The sequence below is a fragment of the Acinetobacter sp. MB5 genome (genome assembly GCF_003261585.1).
GTDB lineage: Bacteria > Pseudomonadota > Gammaproteobacteria > Pseudomonadales > Moraxellaceae > Acinetobacter.
On sequence record NZ_POVU01000026.1, the window covers coordinates 1 to 18,818 of the forward strand.

The 18,818-nt window shown below is 43.4% G+C and carries 22 protein-coding genes; 8 read left to right on the forward strand and 14 right to left on the reverse strand.

Annotated elements, in window-relative coordinates; genetic code table 11:
* Positions 1-202: 202 nt before the first annotated feature.
* Entirely contained in the window at positions 203-1,807 is a 1,605-nt protein-coding gene (locus tag C1A47_RS16395) for a Na/Pi symporter (protein WP_111896098.1), read from the forward strand.
* Here C1A47_RS16395 and C1A47_RS16400 read toward each other — a convergent pair.
* The 3 genes from C1A47_RS16400 to C1A47_RS16405 form a co-directional block, all read right to left on the reverse strand.
* A complete protein-coding gene (locus C1A47_RS16400) occupies positions 1,797-3,182 on the reverse strand; it encodes a dihydrolipoyl dehydrogenase (RefSeq protein ID WP_111896099.1) in 1,386 nt (461 codons plus the stop codon). The genes C1A47_RS16395 and C1A47_RS16400 overlap by 11 nt on opposite strands.
* An 82-nt stretch (positions 3,183-3,264) precedes the next feature.
* Positions 3,265-3,369 (reverse strand): lipoprotein, encoded by a 105-nt coding sequence (locus C1A47_RS18050; protein ID WP_413772973.1) that lies wholly within the window; start codon positions 3,367-3,369, stop codon positions 3,265-3,267.
* Positions 3,370-3,432: 63 nt separating this feature from the next.
* A complete protein-coding gene (locus C1A47_RS16405) occupies positions 3,433-3,768 on the reverse strand; it encodes a TIGR01244 family sulfur transferase (protein ID WP_111896100.1) in 336 nt (111 codons plus the stop codon).
* A gap of 201 nt (positions 3,769-3,969) precedes the next feature.
* On the opposite strand from C1A47_RS16405, the gene trxC reads away from it, so the two are divergent.
* Together trxC and C1A47_RS16415 are read left to right on the forward strand one after the other, a co-directional pair.
* Positions 3,970-4,395 (forward strand): thioredoxin TrxC, encoded by a 426-nt coding sequence (trxC, locus tag C1A47_RS16410; protein WP_111896101.1) that lies wholly within the window; start codon positions 3,970-3,972, stop codon positions 4,393-4,395.
* Positions 4,396-4,458: 63 nt separating this feature from the next.
* Positions 4,459-4,827: an acyl-CoA thioesterase gene (locus tag C1A47_RS16415; RefSeq protein WP_413772974.1), complete on the forward strand. Its 369-nt coding sequence runs from the start codon at positions 4,459-4,461 to the stop codon at positions 4,825-4,827.
* A 55-nt stretch (positions 4,828-4,882) separates the two neighbouring features.
* Here the strand turns inward: C1A47_RS16415 and C1A47_RS16420 are convergent, their stop codons facing one another.
* Positions 4,883-5,371, reverse strand: coding sequence for a YajQ family cyclic di-GMP-binding protein (locus C1A47_RS16420; protein WP_111896103.1), 489 nt, complete (start codon positions 5,369-5,371; stop codon positions 4,883-4,885).
* Positions 5,372-5,461: 90 nt separating this feature from the next.
* Between C1A47_RS16420 and C1A47_RS16425 the strand changes: the two genes are divergently transcribed.
* Positions 5,462-5,773, forward strand: a complete 312-nt coding sequence (locus tag C1A47_RS16425; RefSeq protein ID WP_111896104.1) for a rhodanese-like domain-containing protein — start codon at positions 5,462-5,464, stop codon at positions 5,771-5,773.
* Positions 5,774-5,831: 58 nt separating this feature from the next.
* Here the strand turns inward: C1A47_RS16425 and mnmC are convergent, their stop codons facing one another.
* The 4 genes from mnmC to C1A47_RS16445 are packed head-to-tail and all read right to left on the reverse strand — an operon-like array spanning position 5,832 to position 9,156.
* Positions 5,832-7,709, reverse strand: coding sequence for an FAD-dependent 5-carboxymethylaminomethyl-2-thiouridine(34) oxidoreductase MnmC (gene mnmC, locus C1A47_RS16430; protein WP_111896105.1), 1,878 nt, complete (start codon positions 7,707-7,709; stop codon positions 5,832-5,834).
* A gap of 16 nt (positions 7,710-7,725) precedes the next feature.
* On the reverse strand, positions 7,726-8,220 hold the full coding sequence (locus C1A47_RS16435) for a hypothetical protein (protein ID WP_111896106.1): 495 nt from the start codon (positions 8,218-8,220) through the stop codon (positions 7,726-7,728).
* A 5-nt stretch (positions 8,221-8,225) separates the two neighbouring features.
* Positions 8,226-8,528: a YciI family protein gene (locus C1A47_RS16440; RefSeq protein ID WP_111896107.1), complete on the reverse strand. Its 303-nt coding sequence runs from the start codon at positions 8,526-8,528 to the stop codon at positions 8,226-8,228.
* 13 nt (positions 8,529-8,541) lie between these two features.
* The gene (locus C1A47_RS16445; RefSeq protein WP_111896108.1) at positions 8,542-9,156 is read right to left on the reverse strand and encodes a septation protein IspZ; all 615 of its coding nucleotides are present in this window, start codon (positions 9,154-9,156) and stop codon (positions 8,542-8,544) included.
* 44 nt (positions 9,157-9,200) lie between these two features.
* Here C1A47_RS16445 and C1A47_RS16450 point away from each other — a divergent pair, with 44 nt between their 5' ends.
* Positions 9,201-10,052: a PHP domain-containing protein gene (locus tag C1A47_RS16450; protein ID WP_111896109.1), complete on the forward strand. Its 852-nt coding sequence runs from the start codon at positions 9,201-9,203 to the stop codon at positions 10,050-10,052.
* Between the two features lie 87 nt (positions 10,053-10,139).
* On the opposite strand, the gene C1A47_RS16455 is transcribed toward C1A47_RS16450, so the two are convergent.
* The 3 genes from C1A47_RS16455 to radC all read right to left on the reverse strand — a co-directional run bounded on the left by C1A47_RS16455 (position 10,140) and on the right by radC (position 12,467).
* Entirely contained in the window at positions 10,140-10,763 is a 624-nt protein-coding gene (locus tag C1A47_RS16455) for a glutathione S-transferase family protein (protein ID WP_111896110.1), read from the reverse strand.
* A gap of 71 nt (positions 10,764-10,834) precedes the next feature.
* Positions 10,835-11,746, reverse strand: a complete 912-nt coding sequence (locus C1A47_RS16460; RefSeq protein WP_111896111.1) for a bestrophin family protein — start codon at positions 11,744-11,746, stop codon at positions 10,835-10,837.
* Positions 11,747-11,756: 10 nt separating this feature from the next.
* Positions 11,757-12,467 carry a RadC family protein gene (gene radC, locus C1A47_RS16465; RefSeq protein WP_227539806.1) on the reverse strand — a complete coding sequence of 237 codons (711 nt, stop codon included), beginning with the start codon at positions 12,465-12,467 and terminating at the stop codon, positions 11,757-11,759.
* Positions 12,468-12,569: 102 nt separating this feature from the next.
* Here radC and coaBC point away from each other — a divergent pair, with 102 nt between their 5' ends.
* Positions 12,570-13,820, forward strand: coding sequence for a bifunctional phosphopantothenoylcysteine decarboxylase/phosphopantothenate--cysteine ligase CoaBC (gene coaBC / locus C1A47_RS16470; RefSeq protein WP_111896113.1), 1,251 nt, complete (start codon positions 12,570-12,572; stop codon positions 13,818-13,820).
* Between the two features lie 77 nt (positions 13,821-13,897).
* Here the strand turns inward: coaBC and C1A47_RS16475 are convergent, their stop codons facing one another.
* Positions 13,898-15,196: an MATE family efflux transporter gene (locus tag C1A47_RS16475; RefSeq protein ID WP_111896127.1), complete on the reverse strand. Its 1,299-nt coding sequence runs from the start codon at positions 15,194-15,196 to the stop codon at positions 13,898-13,900.
* A 69-nt stretch (positions 15,197-15,265) separates the two neighbouring features.
* Positions 15,266-15,724 carry a DMT family transporter gene (locus tag C1A47_RS16480; RefSeq protein ID WP_111896114.1) on the reverse strand — a complete coding sequence of 153 codons (459 nt, stop codon included), beginning with the start codon at positions 15,722-15,724 and terminating at the stop codon, positions 15,266-15,268.
* 159 nt (positions 15,725-15,883) lie between these two features.
* On the opposite strand from C1A47_RS16480, the gene hemW reads away from it, so the two are divergent.
* Positions 15,884-16,990, forward strand: coding sequence for a radical SAM family heme chaperone HemW (gene hemW / locus C1A47_RS16485; RefSeq protein ID WP_413772975.1), 1,107 nt, complete (start codon positions 15,884-15,886; stop codon positions 16,988-16,990).
* A 49-nt stretch (positions 16,991-17,039) separates the two neighbouring features.
* Here the strand turns inward: hemW and C1A47_RS16490 are convergent, their stop codons facing one another.
* A complete protein-coding gene (locus tag C1A47_RS16490; protein ID WP_111896128.1) occupies positions 17,040-17,654 on the reverse strand; it encodes a LysE family translocator in 615 nt (204 codons plus the stop codon).
* 197 nt (positions 17,655-17,851) lie between these two features.
* Between C1A47_RS16490 and C1A47_RS16495 the strand changes: the two genes are divergently transcribed.
* The gene (locus C1A47_RS16495; protein WP_111896116.1) at positions 17,852-18,778 is read left to right on the forward strand and encodes a Dyp-type peroxidase; all 927 of its coding nucleotides are present in this window, start codon (positions 17,852-17,854) and stop codon (positions 18,776-18,778) included.
* Positions 18,779-18,818: the final 40 nt, after the last annotated feature.

Sequence of the window (18,818 nt, forward strand, 5' to 3'; positions counted from 1 at the left end):
AGAAGTGAAACCTCTTAGCGCTGATGGTAGTGTGGGGTTACCCATGTGAGAGTAAGTCATCGCCAGCTCATTATTCAAAGCACCCCAATCTCTATAGAGGTCGGGGTGCTTTTTTATGCTTGTTTTTTAGATATGTAGAATTGCTGTTTGGCTTCTCATCAATTTTTATGCTAAATCTGTAAATCATTATAATTATAAATTGATGTTAGGATCGAAAGTGAGCTCCATATTACAGTTGTTTGGAGGAATTGGTTTATTTCTGTTAGGTATCAGTTTAATTACAGATAGCCTAAAAGCCCTTGCAGGTGAAGCTTTACGTCAATGGCTCATCCGATTTACTAATTCTCCATCTAAAGCGATGTTCTCAGGTATTATTCTGACGCTTGTAGTACAGTCTTCGACAGCAACCACGTTAGCAACCATTGGTTTTGTCAGTGCTGGTGTACTTTCATTTCATCATGCAATTGGTGTCATTATAGGTGCCAATATTGGTACAACGAGTACAGGATGGTTGGTCGCTTTATTAGGTCTTAAATTCTCGATTGTAAAGTTAGCACTGCCGATGGTTGGTATAGGTATGTTACTCAAACTATTAGGCAAGGATCGCTTAGCTTTATTGGGGGTAACTTTAGCGGGATTTGGGCTTTTATTTTTTGGTATTGAGATTTTACAGCAGGCTATGTCTGGAGATAGTCGGTTTCTCGATCTAAGTAAGTGGCCTTTAGACCGTATGTTAAGCCGCTTTATTCTTGTTCTTGTGGGGCTTGTGATGACTGTTTTGCTACAGTCATCAAGTGCAGCATTAACAGCGTCATTAGCGGCGTTAGCAAGTCATACGATTACTTTGGAGCAATCGTTGATGTTGGTTATCGGACAGAATATTGGTACTGTAACAACAGCGATTCTTGCTGCAATTGGAGCAACGACAAGCGCTCAGAGAACAGCAGCAGTACATGTTATTTTTAATGTTGTTACAGCAATTTTTGCATTTTTCTTTTTAGCACCAGCATTTTTATGGTTAGTTAAGCATATTACTTATATACATCGGATTGATGCTGTTCTTATCGTTGCTGCATTTCATACGGCTTTTAGTGTGTTGGGTGCATTGATTTTTATGCCTTTAATTCAGCAACTTGATCTTATTTTGGTTAAATTTTTACCTGAAAAAGAAACTTCTCTGACAAGATATCTAGATGCATCTTTATATACTGTGCCTGCTTTGGCAATTGCAGCAACAGAGCGGGTTTTATTGCAAACCCTTGTGAATATTTACTGTTTATTTATTAAGTTTATTCGGGGAGAAATTATAGCCCCCATTTTTGATACAAATGAATTAGATCATCTTTTAACGAAAGTTGAAGCTTATTTGGATCAGATGTCGATGCCCCAATCTGTGAGTGATCAGCAGAGGCTCATTTTATTATTAAGATTGATGGTTTATCTTCGTGTGCTACGTAATGATTTGCGTGAAGTTGCTCAGGTCGAATTATTGAAAAAACAACAAGAATTACAGATATTACCTCTAACTGTTGCCAATCTTCTGGAAAAACAAATTTCTTATTTAAAAATGGATCCTTTTCCAAAACTTCCGATTGTATTAGTTGAAGAGTTTAAGATGATTGCTGAGCAGAGTATGACTGAGCAAGCCTCACACCGAAAACAGATTATGGATGTTTCTACAAAATGGCGATTAAATGCAGCACAAACTCTTGAATTACTTGGAGCCCAACGCTGGATTGAACATCTTACGGTTCATACTGAACACGTTACACTACTTTTAAAGCAAGAAGAGGATCCTACAGAGTAGTTTGAAGTTGCCGTCGAGCATGCTTTAACGCAGTTCTTAGTCCTTCTTCTAAAGTAGGATGGTAAAAGGGTTTTTCTAAAATCTCATCAAGAGTGAGTTGCTCTGAGATCATCCAGCTGAGTAAATGGGCTAGATGTTCCGCAGATTCAACAAATAATTCAGCTCCAAGGAGTTGTCGGCTATTGGCATCAATATAGAGTTCAATCGCACCCTGATTTTTTCCTAGAACTAAAGCACGTCCTTGTTTTTCATAAGAAACTTTTCCAATAATAAAATGGATATTTTTTGTCTGAAGTTCCCGATAGGTTTGTCCAACACTTGCCATTTCGGGTGAAGAAAAGACAATGCTGAGTGGTGTCAAATTTTTGATATTTTTGAGTGTGGGATAATTCAGACAATTATGTACTGCCATTTTGCCTTCATGTGCGGCTTCATGCTGTACGGGTGTTGAGGTTGCAGCATCCCCGACGATAAAGATCGGATATTGTCCAAGTTGGCGTGTATGTTCATCAATTGGAAGATGTTTAGTTTCTTTAAAATCAGGTTCGATATTGCCTAGCTGTAAACTGGATAAATTGGAGCGCCGACCTGTCGCATTGAGGAGATAATCGACATAGAGGGTTTGGGGCTGTTGGTGCTCTGTGTAACTGATTGCGACTTGGTTCTGATCAGTCAGTGCAACGTGTTCAGGTAAGGTCTCAAATAAAATATGAAGCTCTTTGCTCAGCTCTTGTTGGGCCAATTGTTGTAAGGCTGGACTGCTGAGTGATCCCACGCGTTTACTTCGGGCAAAAATAGTGGTCTTGACACCGAGACGTTGCAAAGCTTGAGCCAGTTCAATCGCAATTACACCACTCCCGACAACAGCAATTGATTTTGGTAATTGCTCTAACTCAAAAATTTGATCTGAGGTTAGATGTCGTTCCCCTATAGTTGTTTGCCACTCTGAGTTAATGTTGGGCGTTGAGCCAACAGCAAGAATAAAACTTTTTGCTTGAAAGTATTGTCCGTTGACCTCAACGGTTTGTGGATTTACAAAATGAGCTTGGCCATGGATTTTATGTGCTGCATCCCAGCTTTCGACATCTTTAAGGGTTGCTTGAGTAAAGCGATCACGGAGTTGTCGGACACGTTGCATGACTTGATGAGTATCAGCCTGTACCTGAGCCTGGATTCCAACTCGCTCAAGATGTTGTGCCGCGTGGAGCTGATTTGCACTAGAGATTAAGACTTTACTGGGCATACATCCAACGCGAGCACATGTGGTATCCCATGGGCCAGCATTGATAATTAAAATATTTTTGGTATGTTTAATGGCTTCTTGATAGGCGCTGATGCCTGCTGTGCCTGCACCGATAATAATGATGTCGTACATATTGTTATTCTGTTGGGACTATATTCTTATTCACTATAAGGGATATTTCCTAGGATTGCATTTTTTAACAATATGGTTTGGTTTAAATTGCGGTGCCCATACTAATACTGGCATGTGGTTTAAGATCCATGCTGTTACATGCAGTAAGGAGTAAGAGACTAGTCAGTGTGAGTAAGATCCATTTCATGGTATTCTCCATTGAAAACAAAAATCTCCTGTATCACAAAGTTGCAATACAGGAAAATTGGATTTAGTCGTCAAGTAAATCCATTTGTTTTGCCAGTTGATACAGATTATTTGAACGGTTACCTGTACGACAGAACATTAGAATTGGTTTTGGCAATTCATTGTAGTGATTTGCAAAAGTGCGAACATCAAGTTCTGTGATTTGTCCTGGAATAACAGGTTGATAGACATAGTCCAAGCCTGCTTGACGTGCAGCTTCTTCAATTTGAGCGCTTGTTGGTTGCTCAGCGCCACCTTCTAAATCTGGACGGTTATTGACGATAGATTTAAAGCCTTTTTCTACAATTTGCGCAACATGTTCAGGGGCGATCTGACCTGCAAAACCGACATTCTCAGACATGCTTAACTCCAACAAGATATGATTTTGATAGGCTTATCATAGCATTAACCTTGTTGTTAAAGCGCAAACTCTGATTTGAATTTCATAGTGAAACCGTAAAATAGGGTGAAGCTTTGCTATTTTTTATGATGCTGAGTGCTTTAATTTTTAAGGCTTTACCCTCATTGTTATAACAATGAAAATCATTGAGGAGATAGGCGAATGATTGTAGTCTGTCCAAGCTGTTTAGCTAAAAATCGCGTACCTGAAGAAAAACTAGCGGCGCAACCACACTGTGGTCAGTGTCACCAAGTTCTGCTGCCATTGGCTCCGATTGAGCTGAATGAACAAAATTTTAGTACTATTGTTCAGCATAGTGATTTGCCCGTTTTTATTGATTTATGGGCGGATTGGTGTGGCCCCTGTAAGATGATGGCTCCACATTTTGCAGAAGTGGCGAAGCAGTATCCTCATGTAATTTTTGCCAAAATTAACACGGAAGAAAACCCTCGTCTAAGTCAGGCATTTCATGTGCGCAGTATCCCAACCTTAGTGTTGATGAATAAAACCAACGAAATTGCTAGAATAAGCGGTGCATTACGTTCTAGCGAATTAAAACAATGGCTAGACCAACAACTGATCAAATAGGGAACTGACGTGACTGAATCAAGCAAAATACCTGAAGGAATATTATCTTTACAAACGATCGCGATGCCAGCAGATACCAACTGGAGCGGCGATGTGTTTGGTGGCTGGATTGTGTCACAGATGGATTTGGCTGGCGCAATTCATGCGGAGCGTTTTAGTAAAGGGCGCTGTGCAACCATTTCGATTCATGAAATGACCTTTCTTGTCCCTGTGAAAGTGGGCGATGTGGTGAGCTGTTATACCAAAATTTTGAAAGTGGGAAATACTTCAATTCAAATGCAAATTGAAGTGTGGGACAGCCATGATAGCTCACGTGAGCCTAAGCGTATTACCCAAGGGATTTTCACCTTTGTTGCCGTTGATGCTGAAGGTCATAAACGTCAAATTCCAGAAGAAGTAAAACAGAAATTTCTGAGCCAAGCTTCTGCATAATTCTTTTAAGTCATAAAAAAATCCCCATAAATTGGGGATTTTTTTATATTCAGATTTAGTCTTTAAAGTTGTTGAACTGTAAAGGAACACCAAATTGCTGTTCACGTAAGTGGTTCATTACTTGTTGTAATGTATCGCGTTTTTTGTCCGTTACACGGATTTTGTCGCCTTGAATAGATGATTGAACTTTGATGCCACTTTCTTTAATCGATTTGTTAATTTTTTTTGCAGTATCTGAATCTAGACCATCTTTCAGTTTAATCACCTGAATGACATTTTTGCCAGAAGCAGTGGCTTTTTGTGGGTCGAGGGCTTGGGTATCAATTTTACGTTTGTAAAAATGATTTTCAAGCATGTTATAAACCTGTTCACACTGGAAATCACTTTCAGTTGAAATTTTAATTTCTTTTGATTTTTCATTGATTTCAATTGAAACGTCCTGACCACGGAAGTCGAAACGTGTTGCAATTTCTTTTTGTGTATTTTGTACCGCATGATTGACTTCAAATAGCTCAAGTTCAGATACAATATCAAATGATGGCATGTTGAGACCTTTACAAATAGATGAAATATTTGAGATGCTAAGAGGGTTTTCTTCATTTGCCAAGTGTTGTTTATATCAAAGGAGTGCGCAATGATCCGTAAACAAGAAATTACAACATTTGAGTTCCCAGATAATGCGGTTATTTGGGATGTTCGTGATGCTACTGCGTATGCAGAGGGTCATCTCAAAGGTGCGATTAATCAGCCTATTAATGACTTAGATATCAATGTATTAACTCAGGTGAATACGGATCAGCCAATTTATATTCTGTGTGGTGGTGGTAGTAAGGCTCCGCGTGCGGCTGAGAAACTGGAAGATTTTGACAGTTCTCGTGAATATGTTGTGTTGATGGGTGGAACTCGTGCTGCAAAAGAGGCGGGCTTACCAATCGAACAAAATTAAAGCAAATAAAAACCGCACCTTATAAAAAAGGTGCGGTTTAAGAAAAAAATAATAAATCTTATAAAATAGTCTTTTCTTCACATCGCTCTGGTTTCACAAAATACGGTTTTTTCACTTTCTGCTTTTTGCTAAAGCGTTGCATTTGCAATTTTTGCCGTAGGCTGATGGGAACAGGACAAGCCTCTCCCAAAATTTCCGCAGCTAAAATCTCACTGCACAATGGTGCGAATAGGAAGCCTTTCGAGCCTAAGCCTGCAAAGCTATACACTTCACGTTCCGCATTCGCTTGACCGAGTAATGGAAAATAATCCTGACTTTGTGCACGTAATGAGGCACGACCTTGCCAAGTCGTAATATTTGGCAGTGTTGCGGCATAGTCTGGGCTGAGTTGCTGTAGCAGTTCCAGATTATGCTGATGGTCTGCTTCAAGGACTTCAACATCATCCCGATTGGGGTGGAATGATGCACCTAAAATCAGTTCTTGATCATTTAACTGCATGCAGTAGCCACCATAACTATAAGCATGGTCGGCTGACAATGGCTGAGCTGAATTTTTCACCCAACTGACTTGCCCACGAATCGGTTTCAGGACAGGATAGTTTTCAAAAAATGCAGCTGTGTTTAGTGCGCAGCAGACAATCACATGATCCGCTTCAAGTAAAACAGTCTGTTCTTGATTCAGCAGTTGAATGGGCGCTGTGCCATGCAACTGTGCAACATGTTGCTGATGAAATTGAATTTGAGGATGTGCCAAAATTTCATCCCGCAGTTGGTGAGGGGAAACAGCCCCTGCTTGCGTTAGACAAATTCCTTGTAGCGTGGCAGAAAATTCAGCATTCGCTTCTGGTACAAGCAGACCTTCAGGATATTGATCAGGCAACTTGGCGAGTTCGCCATTATCTTTCAAGTCAAACTGGCTGACCTGTAACGCACGAAACACTTTAAATTGGGCGTAGTGACGTAGCGCATATTGCCAGCTCACCAACATCAAATGTTCATGGCTTTGCGAAATTGGGCAGAGCTTGGGATTGAGCAACGCCAAAGGATTGCCAGAGCCGCCTGAGAGCGCACCATTACCATCAAATACATGCACATGGTGTCCACGTTGGGCAAAAGCCCATGCAGTCGATAAACCTGCAATGCCTGCACCTAAGACGGCAATGGTTTTTTGAGATGTTTTTAAAGATGGCTGTGGAGTTTGTTCATCGGCGGCCCAAATACCTTTGAGCATTTCTCGCTTATGCATAAAACCGCGTGGACGGGAAATCTGAATACCATGCTGCTTGAGTCCGCGCTTTAAAATGCCTGCGACGCTAAACGATGCGAAAGTGGTTCCCACATCTGAAAGGCGAATGATTTGATCCAGCACATTTTGTTGCCACAACTCAGGGTTGCAAGAGGGCGCGAAGCCATCGAGAAACCACGCATTGACTTGATGGGTTTTCGGGATGATCGGAAATACATCTTCGGCATCGCCAAGCCATAGATCGAGGCTAAAACGCTCATTTGGAAACGTGAGTCGATGGCAGCCCGAAATGGCTAAAGGGTATTGAGCGATCAATTGCTCGGACAAGTCAGACAGTTCAGGCCAAGCATTCAGTGCACGAATCAGATCGGCTTTGGACAGTGGGAACTTTTCTACGCTCACTGCATGTAAATGGCTGTGATTCTCTGGGCGAACCTGTTGCCACAGCTGCCAAAGCGCCAAAATATTTAGACCCGTCCCAAAACCCGTTTCACCGACACAGAAATAGGCATAATCATCGAGTTGTGCCAGACGTTCCGCTAAATCATTGCCATTTAAAAAAACATGTCGGGTTTCAAGTAAACCATTGTCTTTGGAAAAATACACATCACCAAATTGCTTGGAAATGGGCACATCAATCCCATCGACCTGTTGCCAATCCAGCTCAGCCGTTTCAATTGCACTAAACATGTGAGCTTACCTCAGATTACCACTGACGACGACGTTTGGTATGGATATAACTGGCAATCAGGAAGCCAAGTAAAACTCCAATGCCCATCGTTGCAGCGCCATACATGAAGATCTGAGCACTACGTTCACTTTGTAAAACTTGAACTTGAACATTCAGATTGTCATTTTTGAGCTGTAAGGCTTGGTTTTGAGCCAGTGCATCGAGGTTGGCTTTTTCCAGTTGTTGCATGCGCGTTAACTGATTTTTAACCAATGCTTTAATACGTGCATCTTCCTCAGCTTTTTTTTGTGCAAGCTGGGCAGGGGTCAACTCCATGAGTGGAGCGGGCTGATTCGGGTTTGGTGCAGCAGGCTTAGCTGCGGGTTGGGGGGCTACGGCAGGTTTTTGTGTTGTTTGAGGGGCTGTTGTACCCGTGGGTGCAGCAGCTTGCGGCTGAGTTGCTGATTCAACAGCCCATGCTGAAGAACTCAGCAAAAACAAGCTGAGTAAGCTTGGTACAACAACACGCATGATTTTTATCCTTTTGGGAAAACTTGAATAAAAGGTTTAACGTCAACCTGACTATAAACCCCTGCTTTGAGGTAAGGTTCTTCTGCCAACCAGTCATCGAGATCTTCACGAGAATCAAAATTCACGACAAGCGTACTGCCATAAAATCCTGCTTGTGGATTGCCCGGCTGTTTCGGCATCGGCCCTGCAAGAATGAGACGACCTTCAGCATTGAGTTGCTCAAGACGGGCAAGATGTGCGGGACGAGATGCAAGACGTTGTTCAAGAGTACCTTCTTGATCGGTACAGGATACTACAAATAAAGCCATAATCTTCTCTGATTTACTCTTCTGGAGATTTGAAATGTTTTCGTAATACGACAAACTGGATAATGATAAAAGAAAACATCACGATCATGTCGCCAAATGCAGTAAATTCTCCCCAATATTTGCCGTGAGCAAATAAAAATGCGAAGAAAACATGCAAACCTGACATCACCACAAACATGATGGCCCACGCATAGTTCAGCTTTTTCCATGCGGAAGCTGTTAAATCAAGTACAGGCCCAAACATGCGTTTAATCAGTGGACTACGGTCTTTGGTGAAAAATGGAGAAAGTGCAAATGCACCTGCAAAGACCAGATTTAATAAGGCCGCTTTTAAACGGATGTAAAAGTCGTCACTAAGCATGAGGGTGACGCCACCAAAAATCACGGTCATAAACAGCACAATCCACTGCTGTTTTTCTAAACGGAATTTCTGGAAGATAAACAACACACCGTAAACCACTAACATGGAAATGATTAGACCTGTGGTTGCCGCCAAAATATTATTGTTGTCGACCCCACCTGGTGAACCAATCAGCGTGAGTAACGGGTGATGTTTATCGGTCGGATCAACAGTCTTATATAAATAAAAGAAAATAATGAGCGGCACAAAGTCTAAAAGTGCTTTCATGTTAGAGTATCTAATCCAGTTTCGAGAATGGCATAGTATAAAAGATGCAGGTCATAGATTTACATACACATAGCAACATTTCTGATGGGACTTTGTCACCAGAGGCACTTTTGGCTCTGGCTGCCGAACGTAGTGTGGATGTATTGGCATTGACCGATCATGACTCAATGCAAGGGATAGAACGGGCAAGACAGGCTGCAGAACAACATGGTATCTCGCTGATTTCAGGGGTTGAGATTTCCAGTCAATGGTCACGACCTGCCACTAAAAAAAGTTATAGCGTGCATATTGTGGCACTGAATATGCAAAATCCTGAAGCTTTACAAATCGTTCTCGAACAGCAGCAACAGATTCGTGCAGAGCGTGCCGAGCGGATTTGTCAGAAGTTGCAACAACTAGTGAAAGTTGATCTTTATCCTGAAATTTTACTTGAAGTTGAACAACAGCCCGATCGGATTACCCGTAGTCATATTGCCAAAGCCTTACTGAAAAATGGCATTGTCAGCCGTTTACAGCAAGCTTTTGACCGATTCCTTAAAGAAGGCAAACCTGCCTATGTCAAATTTGACGGGCTGAGTTTGGAAGATACGGTACAAGCGATTCATGAGGCACGAGGTTTTGCTGTGCTCGCACATCCGACCCGTTATGATTTGTCTGCAACCAATACTCGTTATTTGATTGAGCTGTTTGCCCAAAGCAGTGGGGATGCAGTTGAACTTGCACCTGAAAGTGATCCGCTTTCTACGCGGCAGATGGTGGATCGGATGATTGCCCAAAACAATTTAAAAGTGTCAATTGGCAGTGATTTTCACGGGGAGCATATGCCGTGGCTCAAGCTTGGGCAAGCTCCACGTCCACGACCTGAACAGGTGGGGATTTGGGAAGAGTTTCGCTAACAGATGATTCGACTGATCCAAATTGGGTTAATTGGGATCAATCTTAAATTTCAAAAAGGTATTCTTTATTGAGCATTTTCAGCCGAATTAATTCTGCCCGTTATTGCCCCAACGCAGATAAGCTTCACGCTGACTGAGCAATTCATAATAGCGCTTCACCTGCGGGTAATCAGGTTTGTCAAACGGGGTTAAATACCAACGTTGAACCGATAGCCCAATCACAATATCGGCTAAAGAAAATTGTTCGCCTGCAATATAAGCCCCTGTTTTTTCAAGTTGCTGTTCCACAATCAGCATCATTTTACTCCATGCCTGAATACTTTTTTCAACCAGCTTTGGATCTTGATGCTCAGGGGAATGACGAAACAAATTCATCAGGGCATACGTCCAGCTGTTATTCAGTTCAATACCTTGCCAGTCAATCCATTGGTCAATAATGGCGCGTTGTTTGGCATCCGTAGGGTAAAGATTTTGCCCTGCATAAGCATTGGCTAAATAGCGAATAATTGAATTGGACTGCCACAGCACAAAATCACCATCAATGATGACGGGAATAGTGGCATTAGGATTGAGTTTGACAAACTCGGGCGCTTGAGGAGATTGGAAACCACGCCCCCAATCCTCACGGTCATAGCGAATCTTTAATTCATCGCAGAGCCAAAGCACTTTACGGACATTGATTGAGTCGCTTCTGCCTAAAATTTTCATCACAACATCATTCCTTGATTAGGTTATTCAATTGAAAAAAATCAATGCTCAACAGAGTGAGCATTGATTGGGTTTTATAGCAAATTATGATTATCGACCTGAATTGGTGCGGGAACGGGTTTACCGAGTGAACTGAGTAATTCACGTTCAATCAGACGGACAATCGAATCCAGTGGCAAGTCATTGTCTTGTGTGCCAAAGGGTTCTTCGAGTTCGGCACTGAGCATGTCTAGCCCCAAAAACAAATACGCCAAAATCCCGACAAATAACGGTGTCCACAAGCCTAAAATTGATTCCAGACTAAAAGGCAGCAAGAAGCAGAAACAGTACACAGTACGATTCAGCAAGACAGAATAAGAAAAAGGCAGCGGTGTGCTGGCAATACGGTCACAACCTGCTTGGACATTGCCCATATCCACAACGTGGCTGTTGACCTGCTGATACAAAATATCGCTAATTTCCCCATCTTTGAGCGCTTGCATCAGCTCCCATTGAATCAGTCCTAAAGTGTATTGTGGCGCATTCAGATGTTGGTTGAGTCTTTCCACCGCATGTTCATTTAAACGACCTGTTTCCAGCAGTTGTGTTGGATTGGCGGTTTGGTGGCGAAGGCGGTCGCGCAGCATGTTGGAAAAGACAATCACATGGTGAATCACTCGTTCTCGGCGCGCATGGGATAAGACGCGTGTATCACGATCCATATGTCGGGCATTGGCAATCAGTGCGCCCCAAAGTTTGCGACCTTCCCACCAACGGTCATAACAGGCATTGTTACGAAAACCCAAGAAGATCGACAGAATCACCCCGAAAATTGTGAAGCCAATCGCAGGGACTTGAGGCACATGCAAAACGCCATAATAGGTCAATGTCGCAATCGCTGCGGAAGCCAACATCACCACCGCTAAAGATGGCAGGACTTTGGGTAAAATCGTGCCTCTCCAAGAAAATAACAGATTAAAAATATTACTTTTATCGCGGACAATCATAAGGCTTCTATCACTTGTTCAGATCTGAAGGAGAGGGCAATCGCTGTTGCTCCGCGAAAGAGAATGAACCTGTTGGTGAAATAATGCAATGGTCAAGTAATTTGATTTCAAGCAGTTGGCAAGCAGCATCAATCTGTTTTGTCAGTTCAACATCGGCAGCGGAGGGCTGCGCCACACCAAACGGATGGGTGTGGGCAATCACGATATGTACGGCATGTTGGGAAATGGCATAACGCAGTAATTGGTTGATAGAAATGGCGCAGTGTTGCAGTGAACCAAAGAATAATTTTTTAAAATCGAGTTTGTGCAGCTCGGCATCTAGGCAGAGTACGGCAAAAACTTCCTGTTTTTCGCCTTGCAGTTCATAACGCAAATAGTCCATGACAAGGCTGGAAGAATTGAGTGCTTGGCGTAGTGATGTGTAACTTTGGCTTAAATAGCGCCGTCCCAGTTCTTTGACCGCCATCAGTTGGGCGTATTTGCTTGGGCCAATGCCATGAAAATTGGATAAATCATCCAGAGAGGCATCAAATACAGGCGCAAGCCCCTGAAAATGTTGAATCAGTACACGGGAAAGTTCAACAGCGGAATATTGCTGCGAACCTGAACGCAGGAAAATTGCTAGTAATTCGGCATCGGATAAACTGCGTGCACCTTGGTTTAATAATCGTTCGCGTGGACGTTCCTGTTCGGGCCACGATTTAATGCTGGATAAACTCATATTTTTTAATTCTAAATAAATCGTTGTTGTTTTTCCCATGACTTGGGATTCGCTATATTTAATGCTATTGTGAGCGCCACTGCAACACAAAGGTAGCCCCTCGTGAGCTTTGATGTAAGCGTAATTTCAAGCAAAAACATTCTGTTGGCTGTGACTGGCGGTATCGCTGCGTACAAAAGTGCCATTCTGGTTCGCCGTCTAAAAGACTACGGTTTTAATGTCCGTGTGGTGATGACGCATGGTGCACAGGCGTTTATTACCCCACTCACTTTTCAGGCGCTTTCAGGTAATCCTGTGCATACCGAATTGCTGAATCCTGAAGCAGAAGCGGGCATGGGGCACATTGAACTGGCACGTTGGGCAGACCTGTTACTGGTTGCACCTGCCAGTTGTGACACGCTGGCCAAGTTTGCACATGGTTTGGCGGACGATTTGCTGAGTACCTTATATTTGGCAACTAAAGCACCTGTTTGGGTCGCACCTGCCATGAATCAGCAAATGTGGGCAGCTAAAGCCACGCAGCGCAATTTACAAATTTTGGTTGAAGATGGTGTGCATGTGGTAATGCCAGAAGCAGGTTCGCAAGCCTGTGGCGATGTCGGTTTGGGGCGTATGCCTGAGCCTGAGCATTTGGCGGAACAGGTCAAACTGTATTTCCATCAGACCCAGCGTGCCATTGCTGAAAAATTTGGTTTGTTGGCAGGTAAACGTGTGGTGATTACCGCAGGGCCGACTCGTGAAGCGATTGATCCTGTACGTTATATTTCCAATCACAGTACAGGGAAAATGGGCTTTGCCTTAGCCAGTGCCTGCTATGCGGCGGGTGCAAAAGTCACTTTGATCGCAGGCCCTGTCAGCCTTGATACACCCAACGGTGTGGATCGGGTGAATGTGCATTCAGCTTTAGAAATGCTCGATCAAAGTATGCAACAGCTTGAATACGGCTGTGATATTTTTATTGCGACAGCCGCGGTGGCAGATTACCGTGTGGCACAGGTGGCCGAGCATAAAATTAAAAAATCGGGCGATGAACTGGATGTTTCACTGATTAAAAACCCCGATATTGTCGCGACGATTGCTCAGCAGCAGAAACGTCCGTTTATGGTCGGTTTTGCCGCAGAAACCCGTAATGTCGAAGAATATGCCGCAGGTAAACTGGTGGCGAAAAAACTGGATATGATCGCTTGCAATGACGTGTCGCGCAGTGACATTGGTTTTGCGTCCGATGAAAATGCCATGACCGTGTTTTTTGCACAAAATCATGCCTTACCAAAACGTGATCTGGCCAAAGCCAGCAAGCAGGAAATTGCCCAGCAGTTGGTTGAAGCCATTGCAGATGCGCTGCATCGTTAAGTTTGAATTGAATACGTAAACTAAAAAAACCGCATCTGATATTGATGCGGTTTTTTATTTTATGGCAGCACAATAATTTAAGCTTGTAATTTTAATCGCTGATTCATGCGATACAAACGCCCAAGCAACAGCACACATGCCACACTTAGTCCCACAATCAGACCAATCCAAATCCCTTGCGGCCCCATCTGTTGATAACGAATCCAGTAAATACTCAGTGGTAGCGCGACCACCCAATAAGCCAGTAACGTAATCCACATCGGCGCTTGAGTGTCCTGCATTCCACGTAAACAGCCTGCGGCACTGACTTGCCATGCGTCCATCATTTGGTAGGCAATACAGAAAAACAGCAAATACACTGCCACTTGGCTCACGGCAGGGTCACTGGTATACAACGCAGCAATTTGGTTGTGAAATAGCGCAATAAAACTCATGGTCAGACATGCTGTTCCTGTCGCTGTCATTAAACCCAGTTTTTGTACTTTACGCAGACCTTCCCAGTTTTTTTCCCCATAGTACGTCCCAACCCGAATGGTCAGGGCAATCGCCAGTGACATTGGAATCATAAACAGTTGTGAAGTGACCGAGATGGCAATTTGATGTGCTGCAATAATGGTATCGCCCAGTGGGCTGAGAATAATCGCGCCTGTTGAGAAAATACTGACCTCAAAAAACACGGCTAAACCAATCGGAAGACCCAGATTCCAAATTCGTTTGGCAATGGCTTTGTCAAATGCTTCCCAATGACTGAAAATTTTATGTGTTTGATATTTTTTAGCTTTCCAAATATAAACCGCCAAAGTGAATAGCATCAGCCATTGTAAAATCGCAGTCGCGAAACCACAGCCAGCACTGCCCAAATGCGGAATCGGGCCAATGCCGTACATAAAAATATAGTCGAGTGGAACCAGAACCACCAAAGATAGCAAACTAATTACCGTGACAGGGCGTGGATAACCCAACGCTTCCGAATAGCAACGCAGCGCCGTGTATAAGGTGATCGCAGGCATACCAAAACCCACCGCATGCAAGAACAGACTGGCTTTGGGCATTAAATCTGTAGGTACCTTAAATAACGGTAATAGCAGTGGCATAAACTGGAGCAGTAGCAAAGCTAAAATGCCGAGTAATCCTGCGACCCATAACGATTGACGCACAATATGTGGAATTTGCTTCTCTTGACGTGCGCCCAGTGCTTCAGCCACCAAAGGGGTAGTTGCCAGTACAATGCCTGTAAACATCAGCATCACAGGAATCCAGATTCCGACACCGACCGCAATTGCAGCCAAATCACTGGCGGACAAATGTCCCGCCATAATGGTATCAATTAGCCCTAAACCTGCTTGGGCAAACTGGGTAATCAGAATCGGAATCATAAGACTAAACAGGCGTTTCAGTTCCACGCCTGTTGATGGAGTTTTTAGCACTGAGAATACTCAAATAAATTAGCGTTGTAGAGTAAGTAATACACCGACAAAAATTGCGACGGCTCCGCAAACACGTTGCCAAGAGATTGGGACACGTTCATTACCAAACCATGCAAAGTGATCCAGTAAGATCGACATACTGATTTGACCAAACAGTACCAAACCCGAAAAGGTCAAAAATCCCAGTTTGGGGGCAGTATAAATGCTCATGCTGATCGCATAAACCCCCAAACAGCCACCAAACCACAAATACCATGGCAACAGACTCAAGGTCTGCCAGTGCGGAAAACTTTTGGTAAAAAATAGAACCAGCAGCAATAACGTTAGTGTACCAACACTAAAGGAAATCAATGCGGCATGTAGCGCTGACTCCAAGTGTTCGCGTAAGGCGCTGTTAATTGCTGTTTGAAAGGTCATGGCAATACCAATGCCAAAGGCGAGCGGACACAACCATAACAGATGGACTGTAAGTTTCACGGCTGCTCCTTGCTGTTGTTATTTTCAGTTCAGTGTAGCATTGCCGAGCGGCTTTTATGCGTCAGACATGCTAAAATCCGCGATGGTTTTTTCTCATTTTAGGCTGAGTTCTTGAGCTTGTTTAATCCGCAAAATATTCCGTTGTCGCTTTACATTCATATGCCGTGGTGTGTGCGTAAATGTCCATACTGTGACTTCAATTCGCATGCTGTACCCGATGGCAAATTGTCACTGGATTTGGAACAGGAATATTTACAGGCGCTGGTTGCAGATTTTGATACGCAGATTGAATGGGCGCAGGGTCGTGAAATTCAGAGTGTGTTTATTGGTGGTGGAACGCCGTCCCTGATTTCGGCAGCAGGCTATCAGTGGTTATTTAGCGAATTAAAACAGCGTCTGAATTTTGCTACGGATTGTGAAATTACCTTGGAAGCCAATCCAGGCACACTGGAACATCAGCCTTTTGCCGATTATTTACTGGCAGGCATTAACCGTCTGTCGATTGGTGTACAGAGTTTTGACAACGAACATTTGCAACGTTTAGGGCGAATTCATAGCAGTGATAATGCCCAAAAAGCCATTCAACAGGCACGGCAGGCAGGTTTTGAACGGGTCAATGTTGACCTGATGCATGGCTTGCCACAGCAAACCCTTGAGCAAGCTTTGTTAGATTTACGTTTGGCGGTGGAATGTGGCGCAACACATGTGTCTTGGTATCAACTCACCATCGAACCGAATACGGTATTTTTCCGTACCCAGCCGATTTTACCTGAAGAAGATTTGCTGCTTGAAATTCAGCAACAAGGTGAGCAGTATTTAAAAGCACAGGGTTTTATCAATTACGAAGTGTCGGCATGGCGTAAAGAATTACCTTCACGACATAACCTGAATTACTGGCAGTTTGGCGATTATTTGGCGATTGGAGCAGGGGCACACGGTAAAGTCAGCCAGCCTGATGGTATTTACCGTTTCCAGAAAAGCCGTATGCCGAAGGATTATCTTTCTAAAGTACCTGCGCCTGCCTTGCAGTGGCAACGCATTGACGATGAAGATATGCCTTTTGAATTTATGATGAATGCACTGCGTTTAAATGAAGGTGTCCCGAGTGAGTTTTATCAGCAGCGTACAGGCCTACCATTTTCTAGTATTGCTGCAACGGTTGAAAAGTTACAGCAACAGCAACTTTTGATCGAAGATCCTGAGCGACTGGCGTGTACCGAGAAAGGGCATTTATTTTTAAATAGTGTGTTAGAAGAATTTTTATAGATTTGGAAATCAATAAAGGGGCAAAATGCCCCTTTATCGTGTCTGTATTTTAGCGTTTACTGAGTGCCAGCTTTAAAGCAAACAAAACAAAAACAGCGCCTGTAATACGGTCAATGCTTTGCACGATTTTCGGCTGTTTCAGATATTTGGCAAAAGGCTGTGAACCGATAATCAGGAAAGTCGACCAGATCAGTGTCAGTACAATATGAATCAGCACCAGCAACATAATCCAAGCGGTTGCTGCCTGTTGATCAGGGACAAACTGAGGCAAAAACGAAATATAGAAAATCCCGACTTTAGGATTCAGCAAATTACTCAAACAACCTTTGAGTAACCAGTTTTGCTGAGTGGTTGTGTCTTGCTCTAAATTGCCCAAGTGTTGACGTGGATGGCGCAACATTTGCAGACCGAGCCAAGCCAGATAGATTGCGCCTGTCCATTTCAGGATGGTAAAGGCAAACACCGAACTACTCAGTAATGCCCCGAGTCCACAGGCCACAATCAGTCCCCAGACCAAACACCCCAGATTAATTCCAATGGCTGCTTGTAAGGCTTTTTGACGACCTTCCACCGTTGCTGTACGCAAAATCAGCGTGGTATCCAAGCCAGGTGTAATGGTCAGTAAAGCAATCGCAATCAGATAGGAAATCATGAGGGTTGTCACAAGGGGATATCCTTTAAAAATGAACGTCTCAGGTGCTTTGATTTTAACTTGAAGTGGAGAAATCACAATCTGTTTGTATCATCTGAAAAATCATTAAGCTGCAACAAAAAATATTATCAAAAATAGGCTATTAAGCAGGGTGGGCTTGAGGCAGAATGGTTCGAGCGATAAATGATAACAATGTTTAGGAGCTTTACATGACTGCTCAATCTGTGATTTTGCCATTACCCTCAGATCATGCACGTTTTCTTGTGGTTCGTTTGAATCAGCTCAGTCTTCATGATTTAAAAAAACAACTTGAGAAATTTTTCTCGGAACGAGACCGTCTGATGACTCAGCATCCGAATGAGCAAATCAAAACCTCTGTGGCTTTTGGCCCTGATTTGTGGAGTCAACTGCATAGCACTGCGCCAGCAGGATTCAAGCAACTCGATCCACAAGCAGGGGCATTTGACATGCCTGTACAGCCTGCCGATGTGTTGATTCATATTGCGAGCCAGCGTACCGACATTTGCTTTGCACTCAGTCAGACCTTCTTTAACGGCATTCAGGACAAAGTTGAAGTTCTTGATGAGCGCGCATGCTTCCGTTATCTGGATGGGCGAGATCTCACAGGCTTTATTGATGGCACGGAAAATCCGCAATTTAAAGATGACCGTGAAGAAACTGCACTTTTAGATGCTGAAGCAGGCGAGTTTGCAGGGGGCAGTTTTGTGTTTGCGCAGCGTTATGTGCATGACTTGGACAAATGGCGCCGTTTAAAAGTCGATGCCCAAGAGCATGTCATCGGACGCACCAAGCTTGAGTCGATTGAACTGGATGATGATGTCAAACCTGAAAATGCGCATGTTGCCCGTACGGTAGTTGAAGATGAAGAAGGTGAAGAACTGGAAATCTTGCGTCACAGCCTGCCTTATGGCGATGGACATGGCGATCAAGGGCTGTTCTTTATTGCTTACACTAAAGATTTGACCCGTATTGACCGCATGTTGCAACGTATGTTTGGTACCAGTGGTGACGGGATTCATGACCGCTTACTGCACTTTGTGACTGCGGTGGATGGCGCGTATTATTTTGCACCGTCAGAGCATTTACTTGAACAAGTCCTCGATCTTGATGATTAAGCGCATTGGTTTAGTCCAATAAAAAAGAGCGCATGATGCG

Coding starts and splice junctions, on each gene's coding strand:
- C1A47_RS16395 (WP_111896098.1), top strand. CDS start 203: ATGTTAGGATCGAAAGTGAGCTCCATATTACAGTTGTTTGGAGGAATT.
- C1A47_RS16400 (WP_111896099.1), bottom strand. CDS start 3,182: ATGTACGACATCATTATTATCGGTGCAGGCACAGCAGGCATCAGCGCC.
- C1A47_RS18050 (WP_413772973.1), bottom strand. CDS start 3,369: ATGAAATGGATCTTACTCACACTGACTAGTCTCTTACTCCTTACTGCA.
- C1A47_RS16405 (WP_111896100.1), bottom strand. CDS start 3,768: ATGTCTGAGAATGTCGGTTTTGCAGGTCAGATCGCCCCTGAACATGTT.
- trxC (WP_111896101.1), top strand. CDS start 3,970: ATGATTGTAGTCTGTCCAAGCTGTTTAGCTAAAAATCGCGTACCTGAA.
- C1A47_RS16415 (WP_413772974.1), top strand. CDS start 4,459: ATGCCAGCAGATACCAACTGGAGCGGCGATGTGTTTGGTGGCTGGATT.
- C1A47_RS16420 (WP_111896103.1), bottom strand. CDS start 5,371: ATGCCATCATTTGATATTGTATCTGAACTTGAGCTATTTGAAGTCAAT.
- C1A47_RS16425 (WP_111896104.1), top strand. CDS start 5,462: ATGATCCGTAAACAAGAAATTACAACATTTGAGTTCCCAGATAATGCG.
- mnmC (WP_111896105.1), bottom strand. CDS start 7,709: ATGTTTAGTGCAATTGAAACGGCTGAGCTGGATTGGCAACAGGTCGAT.
- C1A47_RS16435 (WP_111896106.1), bottom strand. CDS start 8,220: ATGCGTGTTGTTGTACCAAGCTTACTCAGCTTGTTTTTGCTGAGTTCT.
- C1A47_RS16440 (WP_111896107.1), bottom strand. CDS start 8,528: ATGGCTTTATTTGTAGTATCCTGTACCGATCAAGAAGGTACTCTTGAA.
- C1A47_RS16445 (WP_111896108.1), bottom strand. CDS start 9,156: ATGAAAGCACTTTTAGACTTTGTGCCGCTCATTATTTTCTTTTATTTA.
- C1A47_RS16450 (WP_111896109.1), top strand. CDS start 9,201: ATGCAGGTCATAGATTTACATACACATAGCAACATTTCTGATGGGACT.
- C1A47_RS16460 (WP_111896111.1), bottom strand. CDS start 11,746: ATGATTGTCCGCGATAAAAGTAATATTTTTAATCTGTTATTTTCTTGG.
- radC (WP_227539806.1), bottom strand. CDS start 12,467: ATGAGTTTATCCAGCATTAAATCGTGGCCCGAACAGGAACGTCCACGC.
- C1A47_RS16475 (WP_111896127.1), bottom strand. CDS start 15,196: ATGATTCCGATTCTGATTACCCAGTTTGCCCAAGCAGGTTTAGGGCTA.
- hemW (WP_413772975.1), top strand. CDS start 15,884: ATGCCGTGGTGTGTGCGTAAATGTCCATACTGTGACTTCAATTCGCAT.
- C1A47_RS16495 (WP_111896116.1), top strand. CDS start 17,852: ATGACTGCTCAATCTGTGATTTTGCCATTACCCTCAGATCATGCACGT.